Annotated in this window: 9 protein-coding genes and 1 pseudogene; 8 read left to right on the top strand and 2 right to left on the bottom strand. The window is 73.1% G+C overall.

The genetic code is table 11. The features are described 5' to 3' along the window. The 3 genes and pseudogenes from ACIQOV_RS09605 to ACIQOV_RS09615 form a co-directional block, all read left to right on the top strand. A pseudogene (locus ACIQOV_RS09605) lies at window positions 1-237 on the top strand (ATP-binding protein); the annotation flags it as partial. Window positions 238-390: 153 nt separating this feature from the next. Beyond that, complete coding sequence (locus ACIQOV_RS09610; RefSeq protein ID WP_359909183.1) at window positions 391-1959, top strand: PucR family transcriptional regulator; 1569 nt, start codon at window positions 391-393, stop codon at window positions 1957-1959. A gap of 238 nt (window positions 1960-2197) precedes the next feature. Further along, window positions 2198-3640 (top strand): aldehyde dehydrogenase family protein, encoded by a 1443-nt coding sequence (locus tag ACIQOV_RS09615; protein ID WP_401046803.1) that lies wholly within the window; start codon window positions 2198-2200, stop codon window positions 3638-3640. Window positions 3641-3729: 89 nt separating this feature from the next. Here the strand turns inward: ACIQOV_RS09615 and ACIQOV_RS09620 are convergent, their stop codons facing one another. Further along, window positions 3730-4398: an NAD(P)-binding oxidoreductase gene (locus ACIQOV_RS09620; RefSeq protein ID WP_401046804.1), complete on the bottom strand. Its 669-nt coding sequence runs from the start codon at window positions 4396-4398 to the stop codon at window positions 3730-3732. Window positions 4399-4487: 89 nt separating this feature from the next. On the opposite strand from ACIQOV_RS09620, the gene dxr reads away from it, so the two are divergent. The 5 genes from dxr (at window position 4488) to ACIQOV_RS09645 (ending at window position 10137) form a co-directional block, all read left to right on the top strand. Continuing rightward, window positions 4488-5729, top strand: a complete 1242-nt coding sequence (gene dxr, locus ACIQOV_RS09625; RefSeq protein ID WP_401046806.1) for a 1-deoxy-D-xylulose-5-phosphate reductoisomerase — start codon at window positions 4488-4490, stop codon at window positions 5727-5729. Between the two features lie 69 nt (window positions 5730-5798). After that, window positions 5799-7103 (top strand): M50 family metallopeptidase, encoded by a 1305-nt coding sequence (locus ACIQOV_RS09630; RefSeq protein WP_401046808.1) that lies wholly within the window; start codon window positions 5799-5801, stop codon window positions 7101-7103. Between the two features lie 143 nt (window positions 7104-7246). Further along, entirely contained in the window at window positions 7247-8407 is a 1161-nt protein-coding gene (ispG, locus tag ACIQOV_RS09635; RefSeq protein WP_359909168.1) for a flavodoxin-dependent (E)-4-hydroxy-3-methylbut-2-enyl-diphosphate synthase, read from the top strand. Window positions 8408-8621: 214 nt separating this feature from the next. After that, the gene (locus tag ACIQOV_RS09640; protein WP_380545025.1) at window positions 8622-9497 is read left to right on the top strand and encodes a GNAT family N-acetyltransferase; all 876 of its coding nucleotides are present in this window, start codon (window positions 8622-8624) and stop codon (window positions 9495-9497) included. A gap of 91 nt (window positions 9498-9588) precedes the next feature. Next, complete coding sequence (locus ACIQOV_RS09645) at window positions 9589-10137, top strand: GNAT family N-acetyltransferase (RefSeq protein ID WP_359909165.1); 549 nt, start codon at window positions 9589-9591, stop codon at window positions 10135-10137. 35 nt (window positions 10138-10172) lie between these two features. On the opposite strand, the gene ACIQOV_RS09650 is transcribed toward ACIQOV_RS09645, so the two are convergent. After that, a complete protein-coding gene (locus ACIQOV_RS09650; RefSeq protein ID WP_401046812.1) occupies window positions 10173-11090 on the bottom strand; it encodes an aminoglycoside phosphotransferase family protein in 918 nt (305 codons plus the stop codon). Window positions 11091-11191: the final 101 nt, after the last annotated feature.

Below are 11191 nucleotides of genomic sequence, written 5' to 3' on the forward strand. Positions count from 1 at the left end.
GTCACCCACACCCCCGACACCTCCGGTGGGGTGATACGGCGGGCCGGGCGGGTCGGGCGGAAGGCGTTGTCGGGGACGACGGCGCAGACGGAGTCGGTGACGACGCGGGACGTGGAGCGGCTGCGGTGGTCGCCGTCGGATCTGGCGCACGCGCTGCCGGCGGGGCATGCGGTGGTGTCGTTGACGGCGGTGTCGGGGGAGCAGGTGCCGCCGTTGCTGGTGGATCTCCGGGGTTGACGGCGGGCTGCCGGGGAAGTCGCCTTCGAGGTGGATTCGGCAGTGCGGGTTGTCCGGGGCGTCCATAATGAAGGGGAGAGACCCTCACCAGTCCCACGTCCCTCTCCTCGCCCGGCCGCAACGGCGCGGTCAGGTCGATCCTTCGAAGGTGCCATGCCCCCCACACTCGCCTCCGTCGTCCGTAACACGTCGCTCCATCTGACGGTCCTCGCCGGTGCGGATCACCTGGAACGTCCGGTCCGCTGGGTGCACACCAGTGAGCTGGACGACCCGACGCCGTTCCTGGAGGGTGGCGAGCTGCTGCTCACCACCGGTATCAAGCTGGGCCGTACGGCGGCGCAGTTGCAGGCGTACGTGCACCGGTTGGCCGACGCGGGGGTGGTCGGGCTGGGGCTGGGGGTGGGGTTGTCGCACACCGAGGTGCCGCAGCCGCTGGTGGACGCGGCGGCGCAGCGCGGGCTGCCGCTGTTGCGGGTGCCGGAGCCGACGCCGTTCATCGCGATCAGCAAGGTGGTGTCGGCGGCGCTGGCCGCGGAGCAGTACGAGGCGGTGACGACCAGCTTCGAGGCGCAGGAGGAGCTGACCCGGGCGGCGCTCGGCAAGGACGGCACGACGGCGGTGGTGCGTCGGCTGGCGGCCCGGCTGGGGGGTTGGGCGGCGCTGTACGACGGGTCGGGCGCGCTGTCGGTGGTGGCGCCGGACTGGGCGGCTCGCCGGGCGGGGCGGCTGGCGGCGGAGGTGGACCGGCTGCGTCGGCGGCCGGCGCCGTCGAGTGCGGCGTTGCAGGGGCGCGCGCCGGGGATAGACACGGCGGACGAGGACTACGTGGTGGTCCAGTCGCTGGGGGCGGACCGGCGGGCCCGGGGCTTCCTGGCGGTCGGGACCGAGGACCGGATCACGCCGACCGAGCGGTATGTGCTGAACGCGGCGGTGGCGCTGCTGACCCTCACCCTGGAGCGGTCGCGGGAGCTGCGGCAGGCCGAGGAGCGGATGGGCGCGGCGCTGTTGCGGATGGTGCTGGCCGGTGAGGTGGCGACGGCCCGCCAGGTGGCGGTGGGGCTGTTCGGGGGGCTGCCGGAGGGGACGATACGGGTTCTGGTGGCCGGGGCGGGGCCGGCGAACGCGGATGCCGCGGAGGCGCTCGGGGAGCTGGGCGACCGGGCCGAGCAGGCGGGCGCCCGGGTGGGGGAGAAGCTGTTGGTGGCGCGGGAGGACGGTGCGCACGGGCAGCGGCTGATGGTGCTGGCGTTGGACAACGGCGCGGTGCACCGGGCTTGTCTGGGCACGGTGGAGGAGCACGAGGGCCTGTCGTTGGGTGTCTCGGCGCCGGCCGCGCTGGAGGAGGCCGGGACGGCGCACGCGCAGGCCGAGCGGGCGTTGGCGGTGGCGTTGCGCGGCGGCCGCCGGTCGGTGGACCACGAGGAGGTCGGCGCGGGGTCGCTGCTGCCGCTGTTGGGCGAGGACGCGGTGACGGCCTTCGCGGAGGGGTTGCTGCGGCCGTTGCGGGAGCACGACCGGACGGCCCGCGGGGATCTGGTGGCGTCGTTGCGGGCGTGGTTGTCCCGGCACGGCCAGTGGGACGCGGCGGCGGCGGACCTGGGGGTGCACCGGCACACGTTGCGCTACCGGATGCGCCGGGTCGAGGAGTTGCTGGGCCGTTCGCTGGACGACACGGACGTGCGGATGGAGCTGTGGCTGGCGCTGCGTTCCGGCGAGGAGTGACGTACGGGGTGGCACGGGCGGTTCACGCGGCGGGCGGCGGGCGGCGGGCGGCGGGCGGCGGGCGGCGGACGAGGCTCCGGCGGGACGCGGACCGCGCCCCGGTAGGACGTGGTGGAGTGGCCCCGGGGGCGAACGCTCCTAGTCGGCCAATCCGGTCGGCGCGCCGCCCCGCCTACCCTCAAATCCGGGTCCCACGTCCGTGGGCCGTAGGACAGACGAGGAGAGGGCCGGTACCACGGTGACCACCACGTACGATTTCTGGCTCGCCGGCCGCCGGGCGAGCGGTGACGCCGACTTCGAGGTGCACAACAGCTGGGACGGCCGTCTGGTCGGCAAGGTGAGCATCCCGACCGAGGCCCAGGTCGAGGAGGCGCTGGACGCCGCCGTCGCCGCGCTGCCGGTGTTCGCCGCCACTCCGGCGCACCAGCGTGCCGCCGCCCTGGACCACGTGGCCAAGCGGCTGACCGAGCGCACCGAGGAGCTCGCCCAGCTGGTCAGCGCCGAGAACGGCAAGCCGATCAAGTGGGCCCGCGGTGAGATCGGCCGTGCGGTGTCGGTCTTCCGCTGGGCCGCCGAGGAGGCGCGTCGCACCAACGGCGAGACCATGCGCCTGGACACCGACCCGGGCGGCGTGGGCCGTTTCGCGGTGGTGCGCCGTTTCCCGCGCGGTGTGGTGCTCGGGATCGCCCCGTTCAACTTCCCGCTGAACCTGGTCGCCCACAAGGTCGCCCCGGCGATCGCGGTCGGTGCGCCGATCATCCTGAAGCCGGCTCCGTCGACCCCGCTGTCGGCGATGGTGCTGGGCGAGATCCTGGCCGAGACCGACCTGCCGGTCGGCTCCTGGTCGATCCTGACCGTGCCGAACGACCGGATGCCGGCCCTGGTGCAGGACGAGCGCCTGCCGGTGATCTCCTTCACCGGTTCGGACAAGGTCGGCTACCAGATCATGGACTCGGTGCCGCGCAAGCACTGCACCCTGGAGCTCGGCGGCAACGCCGCGGCCGTGGTGCTCGCCGACTGGTCCTCGGAGGCCGACCTGGACTGGGCGGCCACCCGGATCGCGATGTTCGCGAACTACCAGGGCGGCCAGTCGTGCATCTCGGTGCAGCGGGTGATCGCCGACGCCTCGGTGTACGACGCGCTGGTGGAGAAGGTCGTCGCGAAGGTCAAGGCGCAGGTCACCGGTGACCCGGGCGACGACGCGACCGACGTCGGCCCGCTGATCGACGAGAACGCCGCGAAGCGCGTCGAGTCCTGGGTCGAGGACGCGGTCGCCAAGGGCGCCAAGGTGCTCACCGGCGGCTCCCGCGAGGGTGCGACCTACGCCCCGACCGTGCTGGCCGACCTGCCCGGGGACGCCATCCTGGCCAAGGCCGAGGTGTTCGGCCCGGTGCTGTCGCTGCACAAGGTGGACGGCGTGGACGAGGCCTTCGCGGCGGTCAACGACTCCGCGTTCGGCCTCCAGGCGGGTGTGTTCACCCACGACCTGCAGACCGCCTTCCGCGCCCACCGGGAGCTGGAGGTCGGCGGTGTGATCATCGGCGACGCGCCGTCCTACCGCGCCGACCAGATGCCGTACGGCGGCGTCAAGGACTCCGGTGTCGGCCGTGAGGGCGTCAAGTACGCGATGGACGACTACACCGTCGAGAAGGTCATGGTCCTGACCGGCCTCGACCTCTGAGCGACGTCGTGGCAGTGCCGTAGCGCTGCGGTGGGAGGGCCCGGTTCGCCGAACCGGGCCCTCCCGGCGTTTCGCGCCCCCGCGCGGGCTCAGCCGTCGTGCCCGGGGGCCGCGGCGACGGCCTCCTCGACGGCGACGTTCCCGGAGACCAGTTCCAGGGTCAGTCCGGCGGTGCCGGGCTCGTGCAGCAGGGCGGCCAGGACGGCGGCGACGTCGGCCCGGTCGACCGCGCCGCGGTCGACCGAGGGGGCGAGCCGGACCAGGCCGGTGCCGGGGCCGTCGGTGAGCCGCCCGGGGCGCAGCACGGTCCAGTCCAGGCCGGTGCGGGCCCGGACGGCGTCGTCGGCGGCGCCCTTGGCCCGCAGGTAGGTCTCGAAGACCTTGTCGGCGGGGTGGTGCGCCGCGGCGTCGGCGGCCATCGCCGAGACCATCAGGTACCGGCGGATCCCGGCGAGTTCGGCGGCGTCGGCGAGCAGTACGGCGGCGTCCCGGTCCACGGTGTTCTTGCGGGCGGCGCCGCTGCCCGGTCCGGCGCCGGCGGCGAAGACGACCGCGTCGGCGCCGGTCAGCAGTCCGGCGAGCTGCGTGGCGGTGGCGGCCTCCAGGTCGAGCAGCAGTGGTTCGGCGCCGGCGTCGACGAGGTCCCGGGCCTGTTCGGGGCGGCGGATGATGCCGGCCGGGCGTTCGCCGCGGGCGGCGAGCAGCCGTTCCAGTCGGAGTGCGATCTGTCCGTGGCCCCCGGCGATGACGGTACGCATGGTTCCGACGGTAGCCCGGGACGGGCCGGGCGGCCCGGGGAGGTCCGGGGAAGTCCGGGGCGGTGCCGCGGACAGGACACAATGGGCGCATGACTTCGCTCGCCCACCCGCAGCTGCGCTTCACGCCCACCGTGGCGGACCCCTCCGGCCCCCGGGAGCTGGTGATCCTGGGTTCCACCGGTTCGATCGGCACCCAGGCGATCGACGTGGTGCTCCGCAACCCGGACCGCTTCCGGGTGGTCGCGCTGTCGGCGGCGGGCGGCCGGGTGGAGCTGCTCGCCGAGCAGGCGGTGCGGTTGGGCGTGCACACCGTGGCGGTGGCCGATCCGGCGGCCGAGCCGGCGCTGCGCGAGGCGCTGGCCGCGAAGGCGGCGGGCGGTCCGCTGCCGACCGTGCTGGTGGGTCCGGACGCGGCGACCGAGCTGGCCGCCCTGGAGTGCCACTCGGTGCTGAACGGCATCACCGGTTCGATCGGCCTGCGGCCGACGCTGGCCGCGCTGGAGGCGGGCCGGGTGCTGGTGCTGGCCAACAAGGAGTCGCTGATCGTCGGCGGTCCGCTGGTGAAGGCGGTGGCGAAGCCGGGCCAGATCGTGCCGGTGGACTCCGAGCACGCCGCGCTGTTCCAGGCGCTGGCCGGCGGCACCCGGGCCGAGGTGCGCAAGCTGGTGGTCACCGCCAGCGGCGGCCCGTTCCGCAACCGCACCCGGGAGCAGCTGGCCGGGGTGACCCCGCAGGACGCGCTGGCGCACCCGACCTGGTCGATGGGCCCGGTCGTCACGATCAACTCGGCCACCCTGGTGAACAAGGGCCTGGAGGTGATCGAGGCGCACCTGCTGTACGACGTGCCGTTCGACCGGATCGAGGTCGTCGTCCATCCGCAGTCGGTGGTGCACTCGATGGTGGAGTTCACCGACGGTTCGACCCTGGCCCAGGCGAGCCCGCCGGACATGCGGATGCCGATCGCGCTGGGCCTGGGCTGGCCGGACCGGGTGCCGGACGCCGCTCCCGCCTGCGACTGGACCAGGGCCGCCACGTGGGAGTTCTTCCCGCTGGACGACGAGGCCTTCCCGGCGGTCGAGCTGGCCCGCGAGGTGGGCGCCCTGGGCACCACCTTCCCGGCGGTCTTCAACGCGGCGAACGAGGAGTGCGTGGAGGCATTTCTGAAGGGCCGCCTCGCCTTCACCGGAATCGTGGACACTGTTGCCAAGGTCGTGGCCGAGCACGGTCAGCGGGACGGCGCCGCGGCGGCGGGAACTTCCCTGACGGTGGAGGACGTCCTGCACGCGGAGGACTGGGCGCGCGCCCGGGCCCGCGAGCTGGCGGCCGGCTGACGGTCGGCCCATGGCCCCGATTGCGGTAGGACGAGACGATGAGCGGAGCGGCATGACGGAGGACCAACGGTGGCAACGGTTTTGACGGTGGTCGGCATCCTGGTCTTCGTCATCGGGTTGCTCATCTCGATCGCCTGGCACGAACTCGGCCACCTCTCCACGGCCAAGCTGTTCGGCATCCGGGTGCCGCAGTACATGGTCGGCTTCGGCCCGACCCTCTGGTCGCGCCGGAAGGGCGAGACCGAGTACGGCATCAAGGCGATCCCGTTCGGCGGGTACATCCGGATGATCGGGATGTTCCCGCCGGGCGAGGACGGCCGGATCACCAAGCGCAGCAGTTCGCCCTGGCGAACCATGATCGAGGACGCCCGCGAGGCCTCCTACGAGGAGATCCAGGAGGGTGACGAGAGCCGGCTCTTCTACACCCGCAAGCCCTGGAAGCGCATGATCGTCATGTTCGCCGGTCCGTTCATGAACCTGATCCTGGCGTTCGGGCTCTTCCTGACCGTCATGATGGGCTTCGGCGTCAACATGAGCGTGCCGACGGTCAGCTCGGTCGAGAAGTGCGTGGTCAAGGTCGGCCAGCCCCGGGACACCTGCCCGGAGGGCGCCCCGCAGACCCCGGCCGCCCAGGCCGGACTCAGGGCGGGCGACCGGATCCTCTCCTTCGACGGCGACCGGATCCACAGCTACGACCAGCTCCAGGCGGACATCCGCGAGTCGGCCGGCCGGAGCGTGCCGGTCGTGGTCGAGCGGGCCGGGGAGCAGCTCACCCTCAACCCGACCATCGCGGTCAACGACGTCCAGAAGTACGACGGCAACGGTGTCCCGCTCAAGGGCCAGAGCGTCCAGGCCGGGTTCCTCGGATTCACTCCCGCGAGTGGTGTGGTCCGGCTGGGATTCGGGCAGTCGGTCGACCGGATGTACGACATGACCGAGAACGGGGTGAAGTCGCTGATCGCGTTGCCGGGCAAGATCCCGGGGCTGTGGAACGCGGTCGTCGGCGACGCCCCGCGCGATCCGGACTCGCCGATCGGCATGGTCGGCGCCGCCCGGGTCAGCGGCGAGGTCTTCTCGCTCGACATCCCCGGCACCCAGCGGATCGCGTTCTACGTGAACCTGCTGGCCGGCATCAACCTGTCGCTCTTCCTCTTCAACATGCTGCCGCTGCTTCCGCTGGACGGCGGGCACATCGCCGGCGCGGCCTGGGAGGCGGTCCGGCGCCGGTTCGCACAGCTGTTCCGGCGGCCCGACCCGGGCCCCTTCGACGTCGCCAAGCTGATGCCGGTGGCGTACGTGGTGGCCAGCATCTTCATCGGCTTCACCCTGCTGGTGATGGTCGCCGACCTGGTGAACCCGGTGAAGATCAGTTAGGGCGTTCGGGTACCACGGGTGTGCTGGGCGCCATGACGGTGCCGTACCGTGGAGGCCGGGTGCGCGATCGTCAGCGCGCCCGGCCTCGGCCGTGTCACGGCCGGGCGGTCGACCACACCTCAACCCCGGGGAACCCTGCGCACATGACCGCGATCTCGCTCGGTATTCCGTCCCTGCCGCTCAAGCCGCTGGCCAAGCGCCGTTACTCCCGGCAGATCATGGTCGGCAACGTGCCGGTCGGCGGCGACGCGCCGGTCTCGGTGCAGTCGATGACCACCACCGTGACCTCGGACATCAACGCCACGCTCCAGCAGATCGCCCAGCTCACCGCGTCCGGCTGCCAGATCGTCCGGGTCGCCGTGCCCTCGCAGGACGACGCCGACGCGCTGCCGATCATCGCCAGGAAGTCGCAGATCCCGGTCATCGCGGACATCCACTTCCAGCCCAAGTACGTCTTCGCGGCGATCGACGCCGGCTGCGCGGCGGTGCGCGTGAACCCGGGCAACATCAAGGCCTTCGACGACAAGGTCGGCGAGATCGCCAAGGCCGCCAAGGACGCGGGCGTCCCGATCCGGATCGGCGTCAACGCCGGCTCGCTGGACAAGCGGCTGATGGAGAAGTACGGCCGGGCCACCCCGGAGGCGCTGGTCGAGTCGGCGCTGTGGGAGTGCTCGCTGTTCGAGGAGCACGACTTCCGCGACATCAAGATCTCGGTCAAGCACAACGACCCGGTCGTGATGATCAACGCCTACCGCCAGCTCGCCGCCGCGTGCGACTACCCGCTGCACCTCGGCGTGACCGAGGCCGGCCCGGCCTTTCAGGGCACCATCAAGTCGGCGGTCGCCTTCGGCGCGCTGCTGGCCGAGGGCATCGGCGACACCATCCGGGTCTCGCTCTCCGCCCCGCCGGCCGAGGAGATCAAGGTCGGCAACCAGATCCTGGAGTCGCTCGGACTGCGCGAGCGCGGCCTGGAGATCGTCTCCTGCCCGTCCTGCGGACGCGCCCAGGTGGACGTCTACAAGCTCGCGGAGGAGGTCACCGCCGGGCTGGAGGGCATGGAGGTGCCGCTGCGGGTGGCCGTCATGGGCTGCGTCGTGAACGGTCCGGGCGAGGCCCGCGAGGCCGACCTCGGGGTCGCCTCCGGCAACGGCAAGGGGCAGATCTTCGTCAAGGGCGAGGTCATCAAGACCGTTCCGGAGTCGAAGATCGTCGAGACCCTGATCGAGGAGGCGCTCAAGCTCGCCGAGCAGATGCAGGCGGCCGGCGTCGAGGCGGGCGCGCCGACCGTGGTCGCCGGGGAGTGACCCCCGCGCGGCTTGTGCGGGAGCGAACCCCGCGTAGCGTGTTCTGACAGCCGTAGGTTGTCCTGACCGTACGGGAGCACCCGTGCGGTGCTTTCCGGAAGCGGGGCCGTCCGTTCGCGGACGGCCCCGCGGCCGTAGCCGGGTGGGGCCACGGAGTAGGGTGCGGCCAGAGTCGTCTCAGTGAGGTGCTGTCTCGATGCTCGATCGAGGTGTGATGCTCCCGAGCTCCTTCCAGGCCGCCCGGGCCCTGGCCACCACCCGCGTGCTGGAGCCGCCGGACCTCCCGGACGCCCTGGAGATTCTCCACCGCGACCCGGTCGCCAACGCGTTCGTCGCCACCAGGGTCGAGGCCGTCGGGCTGGACCCGTGGCGGCTCGGCGGGGAGTTGTGGGGCTGGTACGACGGGGACGGCGTGCTGGACGCGCTCTGCTACGCCGGGGCGAACCTGGTCCTCGTCGACGCCGGGTCGGAGGCGGTCGCGGCGTTCGCGGAGCGGGCCCGCCGGCAGGGGCGGCGCTGCTCCTCGATCGTCGGGCCGGCGGCGGCCACGGCGGCCTTCTGGGCGCTGCTGGAGCGCAGTTGGGGGCCGGCCCGGGACGTGCGGGCGCACCAGCCGCTGTTGGCGACCTCGGTGCCGTCGGCGGAGATCGCTCCGGATCCGCTGGTGCGCAGGGTGCGGCGCGACGAGGTCGAGGCGCTGATGCCGGCCTGCGTGGCGATGTTCACCGAGGAGGTGGGGGTGTCGCCGCTGGCGGGGGACGGCGGGCTCCTCTACCAGGCCCGGGTGGCCGAACTCGTCTCCGCCGGACGGTCGTTCGCGCGGTTCGGGGAGGACGGGCAGGTCGTCTTCAAGGCGGAGATCGGGGCGGTGACGGAGGGAGCCTGTCAGATCCAGGGGGTCTGGGTCGCTCCGGAGCACCGGGGGCAGGGGCTCTCCGAGACCGGGATGGCGGCGGTCCTGGACGTCGCGTTGCGGGAGGTGGCGCCGGTGGCGTCGCTGTACGTCAACGACTTCAACCTGCGGGCCCGGGCCGCGTACCGGCGGGTGGGGTTCCGGGAGGTCGGGGCGTTCATGAGCGTGCTGTTCTGAGGGGGAGGCCCGGGCGGGGCGGGCGCGGTGTGCGAGGTGCTGTTGGGATCTTCGGCCGCGCCGCGGGGCCACGGGTAGTAACGTCCGGAGCATGGATCAGCTGACCGGGGTGACGATCGAGGCCATCGACCTTGCGGCCTGGGCGCCGCAGGCGCTGGAGGTCCAGGCGGTGGCGTTCGGGCTGACGCCCGAAGAGGTCGCGGTACGGCTGCACATCGTGGGACGGCACGCCCAGCAGCCGGGGGTGATCGCGCTGGGGGCGATGAGCGGGGGGCAGCTGGTCGGGTTCGGGTACGGGATGCCCAACCAGCGGGAGCACTGGTGGAGCACGGTGATCGAGCCCTACCTGGCCGCCCGGGGGTACGGGGACTGGCTGGACAGGGTCTTCGCCGTCACCGAGCTGCACGTGCTGCCGGAGTTCCAGGGGCAGGGGGTCGGCTCGCGGATCATCCGGACCCTGTGCGAGGCGTCGGGCCTGGACCGGAGCATCCTCTCGGCGATCGACGCGGAGACGCCGGCGCGGCGGCTGTACCGGGCGTTGGGGTACCAGGACCTGGCGCGGGCGGTGCGGTTCCCGGCGACGGACCGGCTGTACGCGGTGATGGGGGCCCGGCTGCCCCTGCGGGGAACCGGGGCCTAGCACCCCAAGTGCCTTTGGCCTCAAGGGCCTTGAGGTCAGAGGGAATCGGCGAATTCGAGGTGGAGCTCGGCGTCCTCGCGGCGGTCCGCGGCGAGGGCGCGGAGGGCGAGGTCGACGGCCCGGAAGAGGGTCCAGCCGCGCAGGCGCTCCCGGTCGACGTCGAGGGACTCGGCGAGCCGGCCCAGACGGCGGCGGACGGCCGCGGGGGCGCCGGGGGAGCCGAGCAGGGTGTCGGCGCGGTCCAGGGCGAGACGGGCCAGGTCGTAGGCGCGCTCGCCGGCCAGCGGGCTCGGGTCGACGGCCAGCCAGGGGGCCCGGTCGGCGGCCAGGACGTTGCCGTGGTGGAAGTCGCCGTGCAGGAGGAAGGACTCGTCGGCGGAGTCGGCCAGGCTCCGGGCGGTGTCCAGGGCCTCGGCGATCAGCTGCCGCGCTTCGGCGGCGGCGGGGTGGGGGCGTTCCGCGAGGCGGGCGGCGGCGGCGATCCGCTGGGCGGCGGCGGGGAAGGGGTGGCCCTCGGGGAGTTCGGTCCAGAGCCGGTGCAGCAGGCTGGTGGCCTCCAGTGCGGCCTTCGGCTCGGCGAGGGAACGCAGCGGGATCTCGCCGTGGAGGCGTTCGAGCAGGAGAACCCCCTCGGCGGGGACGGCGTCGAGCAGGAGGACGGCTCCGCGGCCCGCCCAGTGGGCGAGGGCGGTGTGCTCCTGGGCGGTCTCGGGGGTGGGCAGGCCGATCTTGAGGACGGCGGGGGAGAGGTCGTCGCGGTGGACGTACGCGACGAGGCTGAGGCTGCCGCCGGGGTCGAGGATCCGTTCGAGCGTGAGGTTCCAGGCGGCGAGGTGGGCGGCGGCCTTCGCGGGGAGGTCGGCCAGCCATTGGCGGCCGGCCTCGCCGTGGGTGGCGGTGACGGTGTTCGTCAGCCAGGTGGGGACGGTGATGGTGGGTTCGGCTCCCGACATGGGTCCATTGTCGGGGTTTGGGAGGGCGGGGCGCTCGGGAGGGTGCCGGCTTCCGGGAGGGAGGCGGGCGCGGGGGCTCCGGGTCAGCCGGGGGTGCCGGG

This window comes from Kitasatospora sp. NPDC091257 (assembly GCF_044757675.1).
GTDB lineage: Bacteria > Actinomycetota > Actinomycetes > Streptomycetales > Streptomycetaceae > Kitasatospora > Kitasatospora lactacystinica.